Annotated in this window: 17 protein-coding genes; 4 read left to right on the plus strand and 13 right to left on the minus strand. The window is 49.3% G+C overall.

Going from position 1 to position 16,342, the window contains the following annotated elements:
- Window positions 1–53 precede the first annotated feature (53 nt).
- Together TPANIC_RS03505 and TPANIC_RS03510 are read right to left on the minus strand one after the other, a co-directional pair.
- Window positions 54–980, minus strand: a complete 927-nt coding sequence (locus tag TPANIC_RS03505) for a LysM peptidoglycan-binding domain-containing M23 family metallopeptidase (RefSeq protein WP_010882151.1) — start codon at window positions 978–980, stop codon at window positions 54–56.
- Window positions 981–1,041: 61 nt separating this feature from the next.
- A complete protein-coding gene (locus TPANIC_RS03510) occupies window positions 1,042–1,521 on the minus strand; it encodes a hypothetical protein (RefSeq protein WP_010882152.1) in 480 nt (159 codons plus the stop codon).
- A 65-nt stretch (window positions 1,522–1,586) separates the two neighbouring features.
- Here TPANIC_RS03510 and TPANIC_RS03515 point away from each other — a divergent pair, with 65 nt between their 5' ends.
- From TPANIC_RS03515 to TPANIC_RS03530, 4 genes are read left to right on the plus strand one after another with little or no spacing between them, the layout of a single operon-like run.
- A complete protein-coding gene (locus TPANIC_RS03515; protein WP_010882153.1) occupies window positions 1,587–2,102 on the plus strand; it encodes a hypothetical protein in 516 nt (171 codons plus the stop codon).
- A gap of 55 nt (window positions 2,103–2,157) precedes the next feature.
- Complete coding sequence (whiG, locus tag TPANIC_RS03520; RefSeq protein ID WP_014342819.1) at window positions 2,158–2,946, plus strand: RNA polymerase sigma factor WhiG; 789 nt, start codon at window positions 2,158–2,160, stop codon at window positions 2,944–2,946.
- Window positions 2,947–2,954: 8 nt separating this feature from the next.
- Complete coding sequence (locus TPANIC_RS03525) at window positions 2,955–4,925, plus strand: FapA family protein (RefSeq protein WP_010882155.1); 1,971 nt, start codon at window positions 2,955–2,957, stop codon at window positions 4,923–4,925.
- A 36-nt stretch (window positions 4,926–4,961) separates the two neighbouring features.
- Window positions 4,962–5,534, plus strand: coding sequence for a hypothetical protein (locus TPANIC_RS03530; protein WP_010882156.1), 573 nt, complete (start codon window positions 4,962–4,964; stop codon window positions 5,532–5,534).
- 14 nt (window positions 5,535–5,548) lie between these two features.
- Here TPANIC_RS03530 and TPANIC_RS03535 read toward each other — a convergent pair whose 3' ends face one another.
- The 11 genes from TPANIC_RS03535 to fliL are packed head-to-tail and all read right to left on the minus strand — an operon-like array spanning window position 5,549 to window position 16,334.
- Entirely contained in the window at window positions 5,549–6,463 is a 915-nt protein-coding gene (locus TPANIC_RS03535; RefSeq protein WP_010882157.1) for a MinD/ParA family protein, read from the minus strand.
- On the minus strand, window positions 6,435–7,748 hold the full coding sequence (gene flhF / locus TPANIC_RS03540) for a flagellar biosynthesis protein FlhF (RefSeq protein ID WP_010882158.1): 1,314 nt from the start codon (window positions 7,746–7,748) through the stop codon (window positions 6,435–6,437). The genes TPANIC_RS03535 and flhF overlap by 29 nt, the downstream gene beginning before the upstream one ends.
- Before the next feature lie 34 nt (window positions 7,749–7,782).
- The gene (gene flhA, locus TPANIC_RS03545) at window positions 7,783–9,906 is read right to left on the minus strand and encodes a flagellar biosynthesis protein FlhA (RefSeq protein WP_010882159.1); all 2,124 of its coding nucleotides are present in this window, start codon (window positions 9,904–9,906) and stop codon (window positions 7,783–7,785) included.
- A gap of 8 nt (window positions 9,907–9,914) precedes the next feature.
- Window positions 9,915–11,045, minus strand: coding sequence for a flagellar biosynthesis protein FlhB (flhB, locus tag TPANIC_RS03550; RefSeq protein ID WP_010882160.1), 1,131 nt, complete (start codon window positions 11,043–11,045; stop codon window positions 9,915–9,917).
- Entirely contained in the window at window positions 11,042–11,839 is a 798-nt protein-coding gene (gene fliR, locus TPANIC_RS03555; protein WP_010882161.1) for a flagellar biosynthetic protein FliR, read from the minus strand. The genes flhB and fliR overlap by 4 nt, the downstream gene beginning before the upstream one ends.
- Window positions 11,840–11,851: 12 nt before the next feature.
- Entirely contained in the window at window positions 11,852–12,136 is a 285-nt protein-coding gene (gene fliQ / locus TPANIC_RS03560) for a flagellar biosynthesis protein FliQ (RefSeq protein ID WP_010882162.1), read from the minus strand.
- Between the two features lie 18 nt (window positions 12,137–12,154).
- The gene (gene fliP / locus TPANIC_RS03565; protein WP_010882163.1) at window positions 12,155–12,970 is read right to left on the minus strand and encodes a flagellar type III secretion system pore protein FliP; all 816 of its coding nucleotides are present in this window, start codon (window positions 12,968–12,970) and stop codon (window positions 12,155–12,157) included.
- Window positions 12,967–13,644: a FliO/MopB family protein gene (locus TPANIC_RS03570; protein ID WP_014505585.1), complete on the minus strand. Its 678-nt coding sequence runs from the start codon at window positions 13,642–13,644 to the stop codon at window positions 12,967–12,969. Before TPANIC_RS03570 ends, fliP begins: the two co-directional genes overlap by 4 nt.
- Window positions 13,645–13,690: 46 nt before the next feature.
- Complete coding sequence (gene fliN / locus TPANIC_RS03575) at window positions 13,691–14,737, minus strand: flagellar motor switch protein FliN (protein WP_010882165.1); 1,047 nt, start codon at window positions 14,735–14,737, stop codon at window positions 13,691–13,693.
- Window positions 14,730–15,764, minus strand: a complete 1,035-nt coding sequence (fliM, locus tag TPANIC_RS03580; RefSeq protein WP_010882166.1) for a flagellar motor switch protein FliM — start codon at window positions 15,762–15,764, stop codon at window positions 14,730–14,732. Before fliM ends, fliN begins: the two co-directional genes overlap by 8 nt.
- Window positions 15,765–15,785: 21 nt before the next feature.
- A complete protein-coding gene (gene fliL / locus TPANIC_RS03585) occupies window positions 15,786–16,334 on the minus strand; it encodes a flagellar basal body-associated protein FliL (protein ID WP_010882167.1) in 549 nt (182 codons plus the stop codon).
- Window positions 16,335–16,342 lie beyond the last annotated feature (8 nt).

The following is a 16,342-nucleotide window of genomic DNA, read 5'->3' on the forward strand; positions in this document are numbered from 1 at the left end:
AGAGAGGAGGAGCGCGTCGACACCTCACCTGTCGGCGCCCCGACCGTCACGTATCAGCGGAACTTTTCCATGAATCGCTCAGGATTTTGGGGTACCCCCGCTTCCCGTACCTCAAAATGCAAGTGTGGCCCGGTCGATGCGCCTGTCGATCCCACATTGCCGATCACCGCTCCCACACTCAGTTTTTGCTGTACACGGACGCGCACTGCACTCAAATGTCCGTATAAGCTGTGCCTTCCGTCTGTGTGCTGCAAAATCACGTACTTGCCATACAGACGATTGTACGCAATCGTCGCCACCTGTCCGCTCGCACACGCATACACCAGCGCGCCCATGGGAGCGGCAAGATCTATACCTGGATGATAACTCAGCCGCCCGGTGAACGGGCTTTTGCGTGCGCCAAACCCTGAGGTGAGTCTTCCGGATGCCAACGGAAAACGATAAAACGGCTTAAGAAAGAAGGCACGCACCGTTCCGTCAAACAAGGCCTGAGGCGCGCACACTACCTCCCGCTTTTCTCGCGTATGCGTTGTCTGCGCAGTCCCCGGAAGGGAAAGAAAAAAAGACGGCCCTTGACCCTTTTTTATCAGTGCGTAAATGAGCCGCTCCAAGGGAAGGTGCGGATCCGCAGAAACGTACAGTCCCGGAACGGTTGGCAAAAGCAACGTACGCCCCTCAAGGGGGGTATGCAGCGTCTCAATACGGTTCAAACTAGCCACCGCGTCATAGGGAATACCGCAGCGCGCGGCGATACGGATGATGGTGTCTGCCTTTTTTACGCGATATGCATAAAAACGCAAGGGTAAATCGTTTCCCCGCTTGCCTTGCGCCAATGCCACGCGCGCAGCGCGCACGTCATCGCTATACTGACGAAAGAGCGCATCCTGCCCTTGCAGCTGCGCTATCAACGGATAGGGACCGCACACCGCAGGATGTGCCACACACACACATAGGCAGGAGCACACCGCTGCGCGCACCATCCGCACGCGCAGGAGAAAGGAGAACGGAGAAAATGGGCACAGACGCATCACACGCAGCCGCTTAGCACTCCTGCGCGGGGCGAACTTCCGCGGAGGAAGAGAGCCCCATAGCACCGACTTCCCCTGCTTGCACTAAAACGCATGGCTCCTGCGCGGCGGCCCTACGCCCTGCACGTCGCACCCGTGCATAAGAAAGAGCGTTGCACACGCGTCTCAGTCCCCACAGGACCGCACCGCCGCCATAGAGCAAACCGCTCAACACCGAGAAAACACGCGGACGATGCACCGCCAACGCCCAGAGAGGGTAGACGAGCGCGCAGCCGAGCGCAAACGAAAGTACAGCAAGCATCGCAGCGAGTGCTCCAATGCGCGCGACGCGTACGATCGCCCAAAGCGCGCACGGGCGGCGACGAACCTCACACCGCTTCAAACGACCCATACTCCCCCTCCAAGAGAGGGCCAATTGTACTGCCACCTGTGTACACGTGCAAGCGCTGCACGGCACACCACTCACCGCGTGGTATGCGGGTGTGCCGCGCATAGCTCACACTACACGCTTGGAAACAGGTCCTTGACGAAACAAAAAACCAGCTGCAGACTAGCTCCGTGGACGTGCAGGAGCGGCGTTTTTCCTGTGCTGCAGTTGGTGCCTCCTTGAAGGTACCTGCGATTGCAGCTGGCGCTGCGTTCTTTTTATCCATTGCAACAGCGGCGGTAGCGCGCAACGCGCGCGTGTATGTGTCGGTCGCCCGTGCGACTGTCCTTGCTTTAGGCGCAGGAGTTACCGCGTACGCGCTGCGGGCCCTTCTTGCATATGTGGTTCCCGACCTCCTTGTTCAAGAAGATGGGAAGATGCCCATCCCTCATGTGGATCTGACGCTAGATGACGTGGTCGAGCCTTCGTTTGCGTCGCCGGGTGGCGATGTCGTACAGGAAACTGATGACAGCTTTGACTCGCTCATCCCTACAGGAGAGCTCGGCGAGCTGGGGTACTCTTTCTCCCCGTCTACTCCTTCCTTCGAGGACAAGACCTCTGATCTCGTCGGTGACGTTCTCACTGACCTACCCGAGACTAAACGCATGGCACGCGCCATCCGAACCGTGCTCTCCCAAGACACCTAGCGAGCCGGCTTGTATTTTCATTCTGAAATCAGCTATAACAGTAGAGGGCACGGGAATGGGGAACACAGCCTTCGAACAGCAGTCGGAAGAGGAGCTTTGGCTCGAGTATCGGAGGACGCGTAGCGCGAAAATACGCGAGTACTTTGTTGTGCAGTACGCTCCTCTGGTCAAATACGTTGCAAGCAAAATTGCCGTTGGGAAACCGGGGAACGTTGAGTTCGATGACCTCGTAAGCTACGGTATCTTTGGTCTTTTTGACGCTATCGATAAATATGACCCAGAAAAAAACATTCGATTTAATACGTACGCGGTTACGCGCATCCGCGGTGCTATCTTTGATGAACTGCGCTCCATCGACTGGGTTCCCCGGTCGGTGCGTCAGCAAACACGCCAGATAGAAGAAGCGATTGCAGATCTAGAGGCACGCCTTGGGCGTGCTGCCACAGATACTGAGATCGCGTGCGCGCTGAATATTGAGCTTGAAGAGTACCACCAGCTCCTCTTGAAGGTGTCCGGCACGAGCGTGATTTCCCTTGCCGATTCGAAGTTTGGTGGAGATGAGCGAGACCACGTCTCTGTGGGAGACAGCATCGAAGCGCCCGCTTCTCTCAATCCCGACGTCATTGTCGAACGCGAGGAAATCAAGCGTATCATCGCAGAGGCAATTAGGGAACTTTCTCAACGCGAGCAGCAGGTGCTCATACTATACTACTACGAAGAAATGACCTTAAAGGAGATTGGCAAGGTGCTCAAAGTGACCGAGTCGCGTATCTCTCAGATCCACACCAGCGCGAATTTAAAGTTAAAGGCAAAGCTCACCAACATCAAAAAGGGTATCCGGTAATACTCCCTATGAATACTCGCTTTGATCAAATTCGCCGCGATATGCAGAAACGCTACGAGGAGGATTCTAAGCGTGTCTGCGTCAGTGCGTGCGCAAAAACACTTGATAAGGCACTTGAGGCTGCTGCTGTTCAATTAGGAATACCGAAATACCGCGTTGAATACGAGGTGCTCGAAAGAGGCGCTGGCAGTTTCTTTTCCTTCCGCCAAAAAAAGTGGAAAATCCGCGCCTACGAGAGCTCTTCACTGGAGTTCGCTGCCGGGAACGTGTCTGCACCGCACGATTCACACCGGGACGTGTCTTCTTCCCCCAACACCGGACACGACGGCGCAGCCTTTGTACTTTGCAAAAAAGAGGGCGTTTTTTTAAAAATCACCGCTCCCCTCGGTAAAGGGCGCAAGGTTTCACTCGCCAGCGTCCAGGAAAAGTTCCGCGCGCGCGGCCTTGCCCTGCCTCCCGCTGACACTCTCAAGGTGCTGATAAAAAACGCTACGAACAGCTACGTGCACGTTTCTTCATTCGAACGTATCCCTGCACATGATGCAATGCTTTCTGTGGAGATCCGAGAAAACGACATGAAGGCCTTTGTAACTGCCACCCCCCCTGGACGGAACGGCGCTGACATATGCGCGGACACCATCTTGTCTTTCTTGCGCTCCAATCGGGTTGTGTACGGCATCGACATGGAACGCGTCAATTCGTTCCAAGACTGTCCGGTTTACCATGAACCCTACCTCGTTGCACGGGGCACCCCTCCAAAGGACGGTGAAAATGCGAGGATTTCTTATCACTTCGAAACTGACCGCACCCGTGTGCACTTGCAAGAGCTCAAGACGGGGAAGATTAACTTTAAGGAGTTAAACCTCATTCATAACGTGGTCAAAGGACAGCCGCTTGCGCAGAAGCTGCCTGCACAGCGGGGTACTCCTGGCAAAACCGTCACGGGCACGTATCTTCCGGCACAGTCGGGAAAGGATGTGTCCATTCCTCTGGGAAGAAACACAGCGCTTGCGCGTGACGGCCTTACGGTCATTGCAGAAACTGACGGACAAGCCCTGCTTTCCCGAAGGGGCATCAACGTAGAACCCATCTATGTGGTAGAAGGAAACGTCTCTGTAAAAACAGGGAACATTATGTTCCTTGGTACCGTGTTGGTACACGGAAACGTTGAGGATAACTACGAGATTAAGGCCTCAGGCAACATCGAAGTGCGCGGAACGGTGGGAAAGGCCTTGCTTGATGCAGAAGGGGACATTCTAGTCGGACAAGGTATTGTGGGAAAGGAGGAAGGATGCGTTCGTGCAGGCAAATCTCTGTGGGCTAAATTCATCCAGAATTGCGCCTCAGTTGAAGCAGGAGATCTTGTCATTGTTTCTGACGGAATTATGAACTCGCACGTCATTGCTAACCGGAAAATCATTTGTCGTGGGCGGCGTGCCGACATCATCGGAAGTAACGTTGCAGCGGCAGAGGCTGTCTACGCGCGCAACCTAGGCAGCCAATCAGGCGGCAACGACACGCAAATCAGCGTCGGCTTTGATCCGCACCGTGTACGTCGCCTCAGCATGTTGCAGGAAGAGTTGCACGCACATGAACGAAAACTCTCCGATCTGTCTTTGAACCTCCAATCCCTCGAGAATTTAAAGAGAGCGCGTAAGGAACTTCCCCCAGATAAGGAGGCGCTTGAGACTAGTCTGCATGAGGAAAAGATCTCACTCGAGCAGCTAGTGCAGCAGTCGCGCGCGGAGCTCGAAGAGATTCAGGCATCCTTGGATGCTTCTCCAATCGAGGGGAAAATCTCTGCCTCAGGACAGGTGTATTCTGGTGTAAAAGTCACCATTCGAGACGTGAGCGAAGAGGTGCGCGCGGACAGCACGGCCATAAGTTTTTATTTACGCAATGGCCTCATTCGCTATGGCCAATACACGGGCGAACAGGATGAAGATTATAAAAGAGCCCCTTCAGGTTATGCGTACTAAGTTTTCCTTATACGCAGCGAAAATGAGGAATACGCTATGCTGGTGATGTCGATTACGTTCTCTTTCGTGGCCGTTGCTCTGCTTGTGTACTTCTACGTGAAGGTGCGTACGAGTTTTTCTCCTGACGCCTATGCGAAAACGATGCAACAGGAAGTGATAAAGATGATTCGAGATATACGGTATGAAGCGGACATTGCCGTGCAAATGCTCGAGAAGAAGATAGGAGAGTGTAACCAGGTCGTCCGCACGATCGACAGAAAACTCACTCTTCTTAACGAGGAAATACTTAAGGAGCACACGGCTCGCACCCTGTTCAGGGCATCGGGTGCGGGGCAGGAGACTCGGGAGGAGGTTTGCGCGCGACCTGAGCACCGGAGCGCTCCTTCACGCGCAGGATCGAGTGCAGCGAAACCCACCCCTACCAAGCGTGGCACCATTGAGGTTTATAACGAGAAAATCATTCGGGACAACGGGCTGAGAGCTGAGTCCCCTTTGCTTAAAGACGCCATCATCGCCCTATCTGAGAAGGGACTTGCCCCTGAGTTCATTGCGGAAAAGACCGGCAAGCCACTGGGGGAGGTCCAACTTCTCATCAATCTTAGTCGGTAGGGAAAGGGGGAGCCTTATTCCCATTCCCTTCCAAATATCCTGCGAATAAAACCTGAAAGCCCGCCTGTCTCGGCGATCTCTGTTTTTTCCAGCTTTGCCACGATATGGCGCAAGCACACGGAGGCCTTCCCCCGAGGCTCGTGGATTAAAAAAGGGACCTGTCTGAGAACGCTCGCACCTACCGAGGTGTCGTCATAAATGAAGCCCAGATAATCTAACTTCAGATTTAAAAACTGAGCTGCAATTTGTATCATGCGTTCAGAGATCCTTCTTCCTTCTGCGGCAGAATTCACTCTATTTACTATCATCTTCAAGTTCATATCCCGATTATCAACCTCAGTTGCAATGATCTTTATCATTCCATACGCATCGGTGATTGCCGTAGGTTCGGCAGTGGTCACAACAATGACATCATCGGCAGATGCAACAAAGCTTACGACATTCTTCGAAACACCAGCGCTTGTATCGATAATAATGATATCCGTCTCCGATAAAGAATATAACTCTTGGATAAAAGCTGCACGCTCTTCTTCGTTTAAATTTGCAATCTTGGAAAACCCTGATGCACCAGCGATGAGCTTGATACCAAAATTAGTATCGATGATGATATCAGACATTTTCTTCTGCTTTTTGATCACATGGTACAAATTATACTGGGGAACAACGTTCATTATCACGTTCACATTTGCAAGTCCAAGATCTGCATCTATGAGTACCACCTTTTTCCCCATGTACCCGTAAGCAATTGCCATATTCGTTGCAATATTCGTCTTTCCCACCCCGCCTTTTCCACTGGTTACCACGACAACACGCGTTCTATGCTGATGACGTTCAACACGCTCCCGCGCATTTTTTTCCTGCATCAAATCCCTCAGCTCTTCTGCCTGGTCTGCTATGCGCTTATCTCTCTTTGCTACCGTAATCACCATAGTCGTTGCCCATCTCCTCAGCAAGAAGTTTAAAACCTTTTAATTTAGAAAGTAGTAAATTTACTGACGCCTTTTCTAAATTGCTTGGAACCGTTTGTCCTGTCGTAATATAGGTGATAGGAGTCCTTGCCTCACTCAACGCACTAATGAGGTTTCCAATACTTGTTGTTTCATCAAGTTTGGTTACTATCAGCGCACGATACTCAAAAAGCGCATATTGCTTAAACACCTCGCGCAAGTCGTTCGCCTTCGATCCAGCGTCAATGGTAAGGTACACTTCCAGTTCAAAATTTTTTACCGCACGAAAGTATTCCACCATCCGCTCTATATTCTGTCCATCAACCGGACTCCTCCCTTCCGTGTCCACAAAGACCACATCGGTCTCCTGCTGATACAGTGTCATGTACGTCAAAAACTCAACCGGTGCTTGCACTACACACAGATCGAGTCCCATAAGCTCGCAATAACGTTCCATTTGAAACGCTGCACCAATACGAAAATTGTCCGTTGTAATGATTTTTACTCGTGGCTGAATACCAGTTCGCTTCGGTTCTGTAACAAAATAGAACGCGGCAAGCTTTGCGAGGGTAGTGGTTTTTCCCACACCAGTCGGTCCTACTAATACAATGTTTCTTGTTCCGGTACAAATAGGGGGAACTTGAATGTGGACTGATTCTATAATCCATCGCAGGACTGTTGATTCAACTTTTTCGAAAGACTCTAAATCATGATAACTGAGTTCGTCCTTTAGACGAGCAATACTTTTTCTTATAAATGAAAAACTAAAATCATTTTCCTCTAAAAGAAGTTCGATTCTTTGAATCGACTGCAACTCCTGTGCTATCACCACCGGCGCACTATTCGTGATCTTCTGGATCATACCCTCTAGCGTTTGAGTGAGCGCATGCACCGCTTCAGGGGAAGTTGGCACTTTTTCAGTTTTCTTCTCTTTTGCCGCTGAAATTAAGGGCTCTACCTGCTGTGCTATCTTCGCATTAATACGCTGCGCAGATTCAAGTATCTTTATTTTTTCTGCTTCAGTATCCTCTACCCGAGCAGCGGACACACGCGTACGCGATTGCACTGAGGGTATCTCGTGTACTGATGATTGCGATCCACTATTGACAGAAAAAAAAATCTCTACCGAGACTCGTTCTATGAGACCAAAAAAGAAACTCCTATTATTCCTCTGCGTGCGCAGGATATTAACTCGATCTCCATACTTTTTCCGAATTTTCTCTATCGCTTTTTCCTTCGTTGGGGCAACTTCTACTAATAACTCCACCTATCAAACCCTCCACCCATCTTGTGCCCGAAGACTACTGCTTTCTCACAAAAGCATCCACATCACTCTCTTCTATCCTTACTACTCCCACTGTTTCAATACGCATATCGGTAGAAACTTCTTTATAGGACATAACTGCGATTTCAATACGATCTGAAAAAAACAAATTCCACATTGCGCTACGAATCGTATCCGTCGTTAGCAACACGGGAATATACCCCTCCTGTCGTGTGGGAACAAAAACGGTGCGGACCGCTTGCAGAACTTGTCTTTGTTCATCGAGAGAGAGCGTCAATATTGATAACGAATCCACGGTTAACGCTATCTTTTCTGAAAGGAACGTTTCCAACGAGGAGTCCAATCTCATAACATGGAGAACGTTCTGTTCATCTGCATATTGCAGACAAATCTGCCTTCCCAATCGCTGACGAACTTTTTCAATAAGAATAGGAACGGGCACAGTGTCGCTCGTAGAAGCAAAATCTGCAAGTGTCTCAAATATCGCAACTGTATTTCTAATAGACACTTGTTCACGTAACAACCCTTGTAACACCTTTTGGATCTTTCCGAGTGGACACTTTTGCGTTACATCATCTACCACCGCCGGGTATTCCTTGCGTAGTGCATCGATGATCATTTGCACGTTTTGCCGACCTAAAATATCCGCTGCATTGGTACGGATTACCTGAGTCAGGTGCGTGGCGATGATTGCAGATGGAGCAACTACAGTGTAACCGACACGCTCAGCACGATCGCGATTTTCTTCAGAAATCCACACAGCAGGGAGTCCAAATGTAGGATCAATTGTTCGCTCCCCTGGAACCTCCTCTGTAACTTGACCAGACTTTATGGCGAGAAACCATCCCAAGCGCAGCTTTCCCCGCGCAACTTCTAATCCTTGGATTTTGAAACAATAACTGCTCGGATCTAAACGCATATTGTCAATAATTCGAATTTTAGGAGCAACCAATCCGAGATCCAACGCGGCATCTTTTCTAATAACTGTAATTCTACTTAGGAGCTCTGCACCCTTTTCTTTATCAACAAGAGGAATTAATCCATACCCAAGTTCTAGCGAAAGTGGATCAAGCGGCACAATAGGACCCATTTCAGAAGTACTATCTTGAGTCTGTTGCATACCCTTTTTATCTGAACTTTTTTGCATCTCATGTTCTTGAACGTGTACCCGTTCCCTTTTCCTTAGCTGCAGTCCCACAAAGGCAAAACACACGGCCATAAAAAATAAAATACTGTGGGGAAAACCCGGCAATACCGCCATAACGATCAATGCACCTGAGCCAATAAAATAAACAAGTGCACTTTTTGAAAATTGTTCCTGTACGTTTTGACCAAATGACCCTTGATCGCTTGATCGAGTGACAATAAAACCTGTTGCAACAGACAACAACAAAGAAGGAAGCTGTGCAAGCAACCCATCTCCTATCGTTAAATTTGTATAGGTCTGCAATGCTGCCTGAAAACCCTCCCTACGAAATATGACACCCACTATCAGGCCTGCAATCACATTTACAATGGTAATAAAAATACCAATTTTGACATTGCCCGATACGAACTTACTCGCTCCATCCATTGCTCCAAAAAAATCTGCTTCACGCTGAATTTGCCTCTTACGCTCTCGCGCTTCTTCTTCGGTGATAACACCTGCATTATATTCAGCATCAATAGACATGCTTTTGGTTGCATTGAAGTCTAAGGTAAAACGCGCAGCAACTTCTGCAATACGCGTCGCACCCTTAGTAATAACAAAAGCTTGCACTGCAATTAAAATGATGAATACCGTAAAACCAATTACTAGACCTTGCGTCCCGGATCCTCCCACCACAAAAGAACTAAACGCACGGATCATATACCCGCTAAACCGATCTCCTAACGTTAAAATCAACCGGGTGGAAGACACGTTCAGTCCAAGTCCAAAAACGGTTGAGGTCAACAAGAGCGAGGGAAATACAGAAAAATCTGTTGGTTTTTCAACAAATAACACCATAAGTAATATCAAAAGGTTAAAGATAAGATTAAAGGCCATCAACGCATCGAGAATTTGCGTGGGCAGAGGAACAACAATAGAAAAGACAACCACCAACACTGAAATCGCAACAAAAGCGTCAGTAGTGAAAAAGGCACTCTTACCGTGCGCCATAGTATGGGTTACCTCTTACGCTGTGCATGTGTTTTAAATTTATCCAGCTTGGTAAAAATCAGCACTAAAGCATTAAAATATTCGTAGGGAACTTCTCTCCCGATAGCAACCTGCGTGTACAACGCACGTGCAAGCGGTTTGTTTTCTTCTATCAAGATACCTGCCTCTTTTGCCAACCGTTTGATTCGGTATGCAGTCCCATCAGATCCTTTCGCAACCACAGTCGGCGCAGTCATGTATGCAGGCTCATATTGCACCGCAACTGCAAAATGAGTCGGATTAGTGATCACAACATCAGCGTCAGTGGTATTCCGAGCAGACTCTCTAACAAGAGATTGCATCTGCTTTCTAACATAACTTCTCACGAGCGGGTCCCCTTCCTGCTCTTTTAACTCCTCTTTCACTTCCTGCCGAGACATTTTTAACGAATCGATGAATTGCCTTCTTTGGAAGAAATAATCGGGAAGCGAGAACACCACTAACAGCAAACTTACTTCGAGGAGAACTTTACCCGCAAGGGATGTAATGTAGAAAATACTCTGGGTAAGACTCACACCCAATAAAGAAACAAACATAAAAAGATCATTACGTATAGTAAAATACGATACAAAAAATATCGCTGTAATCTTTATGAGAGATTTAAGTAAATTGAAAAGCCCTTCTGTTGAAAAAAATGAGCGTTTGAAAAAACGAATTACATCTGGAGATATTTTCTTAAACTGCGGTCGAATCGACTTTACCGAAAATAAAACGGTCTTGTTTTGTACAATGTTTGCCGCAACGCCAGAGACCAGCGCAACAAAGGATATCGGAAGTGCAAGTTTCATAAAATACCGCACAAATACAAAAAACCATCCAGTATTCTGGATGGACGCGGTAGTAGCACGCGTAAAGAAAAACCTGAGTACACCGATGCACTCTCTCAATATAAATGGTGCAAGCAAGAACAAGGAAGTTGATGTGAAGAGCATCACAAACGCTCCATTTAGATCCTGGCTTTTCGGAACACGTCCTTCTTCTCGTGCTTTACGGAGTTTTGTTTCGGTAGGATCCTCTGACCTCCCTTCATCCTCAGCGGCAAACCACTGCAAATCAATAATAAAAAGAGGAAGCGGAAATGTTCCTTCTTGTTCTATCATAGGGCTTTTCCAAGCTTTACCAAGAGCTGCTCAAACATTTCAAAACCGCCAAACAGTATAGAAACAAACAGGTTTATCATGTAAGGAAGAATTACGCTCAGTAAAACAAACGTAACTACGATTGTAAGCGGAAGCCCTTCAGAGAGTAGATTCATTTGTGGGGCCGCTTTTGTTAATAAACCCATTGAAACGTGGATTAACAGCAATGCTCCCATGATAGGCAGTGCGATAGTCATCGCGTGTAAAAAAAGAGCACTCAACGCTTTGGTAAAAAACAGCAGGAGCGCTTCCTGTTTCCGCAGAAAAACAAAGCAATTAACAGCCTGAAAGCTCCGCAGCACGCCTCCTAAAAACAGGATTTGAAATCCTTTTATTTGCAAAAAAACAAGCATCGCCACAAAGTTCAAAAACTGTCCCATCAAAGGATTTTCTATTTGTGCAAAGGTATCGTACATCTCAGATGTTCCAAAACCCATCTGATACGAAAAAAACTGTCCTGCCGCACTAAAAGTCGTAAAAATTACGCTAATAAAAAAACCTGTTAAAATCCCCAGCAAACCTTCTCCGAGCAACAAAAGCACATAGTACGCACTAAACTCACGAACCTGCATGGGTGCAGGGTACGCAAGCGGTAATACGAGGAATGCAATCAGGCCTGCGAGTGCCACCCTCACTACCCGAGAAACCGAGCGCACCGACAAGAGAGGTACCGTAAACATAAGCGCAAACACGCGGACCGCCGCAAGAAAAAAAAGAGAAGCCTGAGAAAAGAGTGCATCAAAGGACCGTTCCATCGCACATATCCACTAGACAGGTCCACTCCTCACTAACTGAGGGATAATGTCAAACAGCCTTACGGTATAATTCTGCAGCATTGTCAGCATCCACCCACCGAGGAGGGCAATCATTCCCAATATGGTCAACATCTTAGGAACAAAGGTAAGTGTTTGTTCCTGAATAGACGTCACTGCCTGAAAGATAGCCACTATTAAGCCAACGACAAGCGCTGTGCACAGAACAGGCGCGACAAGTAACACCACCTGAAAAACACCCTCTCGTATCAAGCCTAATACCGCACCTTGCGTCATCACACACTCCCGTCCTGTATGTTATAAAAACGAATGAAAAAGCCTATCTATCAGCAGATTCCAACCGTCCACCAGCACGAACAAAACCAATTTAAACGGCAATGAAATCTGAACCGGCGGCAGCATAATCATACCCATAGACATCAAAATACTCGCTACAACCATATCAACAATTATGAAAGGTAAGTACAGGAAGATACCAATCTGAAAGGCTACGGTCAGCTCATGCAGGATAAAAGCAGGGATAAGGACATACGTGGGCACGTCCGCAAGTGTATCTGGCTTAGGCAGCTTTGCCATGGACATACAAAGACGCACAGAAGACGGGTCATGCGCCATCTGACGATACATGAAGACACGCAGCGGTCTTTCTGCCTCCGTATATGCAGTCTGGATATCTACCTGGCCATCGGTAAGAGGTTTAAACGATTTGGCATAAATCTCAGTAAAGACCGGCCACATGATAAACAGGGCGAGAAACAATGCTATGCCGTGTAAAACCTGTGTGGGCGGCACTTGCTGCAGCGACAATGCACGTTTGATAAAATCAAGGACGATAGACAAGCGCAGAAAGGCAGTCATCAAAAGCAAGATACTCGGCGCAAGGGAAATGAGCGTGAGCAACAGGAGAAGTTGCACAGAAAAAGCCACTTCCCGATTGGTCTGGGGCTCCCGGATATCAAAATTGATGAAAGGAATGCGTGAAGCCGGCCGCTCAGCATTGATACCAGTAACGCCGCGCTCGACACCTCCGCGCGCATCCTGTGCAAAAAGCGGGAAGAAAAACAATGACACGAAAAAGAGCGCGCGGCGTACGCACGCACGAGCACGGATCACAAAGCATCCTGTGCAGCAGATTCTTCAGAATCATTACGAGGGATGCGACGCAACTTCTTTCTCGTATCTGCAAGAAAATCTGCCTCAACTAACGGCTTCCCCTTACCGGTAACGCGCGCGGGCAAGAGGCGCGCGAGCATCTGAGAAAAATCCGCACGGGCGTCAGTGCCCTGCTCATCAGCGACGATGTTCATGGTATCGATGAGCTCTTTGTCCTTGACCTCTGCAATGAGTGAAATGCACGTATCAGACGCTGCCAATACAAAGGCGCGCTCTGCAAGTCCTACCACGTACACTGCGCGCCCTGGCGCAATGGGCAAACAGGCAAGCCGCTTCAAAAATGGATCGTGCGCGCTAGAAAGAAACGCACTGCGTCTGATAAGACGCAGAAACCCGTATACAGCCGCACACACCACGCAGAGCACGAGACTAAAACGCAACAGAAGAGAAAACACCGAAGGGGACGGGTCACGCGCAACCGGGGCAGCGTCGAAACGGAACGCCTGTTCAGCAGGGGTGAGCGGGAACGCGTCCTCCCTCGTGTCACGCGCGGACTCAGGCGCCGGCTGCTCCTTCTGTGCAGAAGTCGCTGACACCGCTTCTGAAACGGCAGAAACATCTACCCCCTGCTGCTGTGCCCAGAGCTCAAAGGACACATGCAAAAAAACATGCACCGAAAGGAACAGCGTCGCGCACCGCGGTACGATCCGAAGGGAGCAATTAAACGTCCGCAATACGTTCTCCCGGCGAGAGAATTTCCGTAACACGCACCCCAAAGTTTTCATCAATAACCACCACCTCTCCTTTTGCGATCAACTTGTGATTGACCAAAATATCAACAGGTTCACCGGCAAGCTTATCCAACTCGATAATGTGGCCTTCCCCCATACCCAGGATATCTTTAATCATCATGCGTGTACGCCCGAGCTCAACGGTAACTTCCATGAACACGTCCATGATAAGCCCGATATTTCCCTGTTCTGCGCCACCTGCTGCATTCTGCAGCGGATGAAACTGGACTGACTGCACACTCGGACTCGCGGCGCCTATCCCCATCTGCATGTTCACGCCCCCCATTTGAGAATTGCCCACCTGCGCCTGCGGGCGCTGCATTGCCCCCCCCATCCTCTCGATAATTCGAACCATCAGCTGCTCAGACACCAACTCCCACAGCGTATACGAAGTGCCATCTAGCTCCACCGTATAGGTAAAAACGCACAGACGCTGCGGGGGAAAGCGAACCATCGCCTTAGGCACCTGCACCGACTCTGCAGGAGCCACACTTACATTCTGTACGTTCCGCGCCTCAAGCGTAGAAAGCTGTGCGCTGACATATTGGGTGATCGTTTCACTAACAACCGAAAGTCCCATATCATCAATTTGATCGTTGTCCTCATGACTGACCAAATTGACGAGTTTCTGCGCAAACTCAGGAGCCATGAGGAACAAATGGTCCCCTGCAAACTCTCCTTCAAAATCGATGACAGTTGCCACTAACATGTCCGGAATGACGCGGGAAAACTCTTCCTTAGAGGAAATTTCCACACGCGGCGGGGAAATAGAAACAGTCTTACCGGTCAAAGACTCCAAGCTCGGGCAAAAGGAACCCACATTCGCCTGACAGAAAGACTGCAACAACTCGCTTTGTGCGCTGGAGAGCCCCCCACCGGAGAAAGACGCGCCCGCAGCGGGGGAGTCGCCGGCTCCCATCTCAACACCTGAAAGCAGGGCATCGATTTCAGCCTGAGAAATAGAGCCGTCACTCATACAATTCCTCCTCGTCCGCGGATAATTCCTCAAAATCCTCTTGGGAGGTACTTTCTATTCGTTCCAAAATCTGCGCGGCAATCTTTTTTCCCACCACCCCAGGCTGACACAAAAACTTCTTGCGGTTCCCAATACTGAGCACAAAAGGATCGCCCACATGGGTGTCGTGCAACCGGATGATATCCCCCACCCGGAGCCCAAGGATATCGCGCACTGAAAGGCGGAGCGACCCAACTTCTGCCACCACATCCATATCCACCGTGGATAGCTTGTCGCGCAGAACCCCCATGTACTGCGTGGTAGAACTCCTGCGCACCGAAGAAAACCAAAACTGACTCGACAACTTAGAAATGATAGGTTCTATGGTGATGTACGGAATGCAAAAGTTCATCATCCCCTCTTCCTCACCTACCTTTGTCTCGAGCGTCACCAACACCACCATCTCTGAGGGAGGGACGATCTGCGCGAATTGCGGGTTCGTTTCAATTTGACCCAGGCGCGGACGCAGATCGATAACCTGCGTCCAGGATTCACGCACATTCGCCAGAATACGGACGATGACCCCTTCCATTACTGAATTTTCAATATCAGTCAAATCCCGCTGCACCTTGGCTGCCTGTCCTGTTCCTCCAAAGAGGCGGTCAATGATAGAAAAAGTAATGGAGGGATCCACCTCAAGCACTGCGTTCCCTTTGAGCGGATCCATAGTGATCACCGCAAGCGTAGAAGGCGTGGGAATAGAACGGATAAACTCCTCGTACGTGAGCTGATCTACCGACGCAACGTGCACGTGCACCATACTGCGCAGCTGCGCCGACAGCGAGGTAGTAGTCAACCGCGCAAAAGTCTCATGCATCAACGACAGTGTACGCATCTGCTCCTTTGAAAACTTATCTGGGCGCCTAAAATCATAGAGCGTAATCTTACGGGTGTCGCTGATAGGGCGCGCATCTTCAATACTTGCATCCCCAGAACTGATAGCCGTTAGCAGCTGATCTATTTCGTCCTGCGATAATACCTCTGTCATAGCATCCCCGTGATCTTTCCGTTAGGGCTTAAGTACGTCAAACTGCGTGAAACGAATGTCCTTGACTTTTGACCGAGAAAGTACATTGTCGTTAATCTCATTACGAATTTCAATCTTCACCTTTTGTTCATGCTCAGGACGCAACTCAGAGAGTGTTTTTCTCTGAAAGTACGAGCGCAAAAAATCCTTTAACTCCACCAAACGCGCGCTCAATTCCTGCTGTGCCGTTTTATCATTGAGCGGATACCCCAACGCAACGCTCACTACAACCGTCCCCGGTAGCGCATCTGCAGTATTGGTACGGATAAGGCCCACTGACTCGTAGTATTGCAAAAGCTCGCGAGACTCCCGAAACTCCTGTGAAACCGGATACGCCGTGTGGCTACTCCCCTGCTTTGCGAGCACCAGCGCGGTGGCTGTCACCACCGTCACAATGAAGATGACCGCCCCTACTGCAATGGCAACCCATCTGAGCAATCCTGGCAGAAAGCCCACCCTGTCCGCAGCAGGAGCGACAAGCTGTTCCTCAAAATCATCAGCGATATCTCCTATGGAGTCCTTTTCTGCCATACATCCTC

Source organism: Treponema pallidum subsp. pallidum str. Nichols, assembly GCF_000410535.2.
Taxonomy (GTDB): domain Bacteria; phylum Spirochaetota; class Spirochaetia; order Treponematales; family Treponemataceae; genus Treponema; species Treponema pallidum.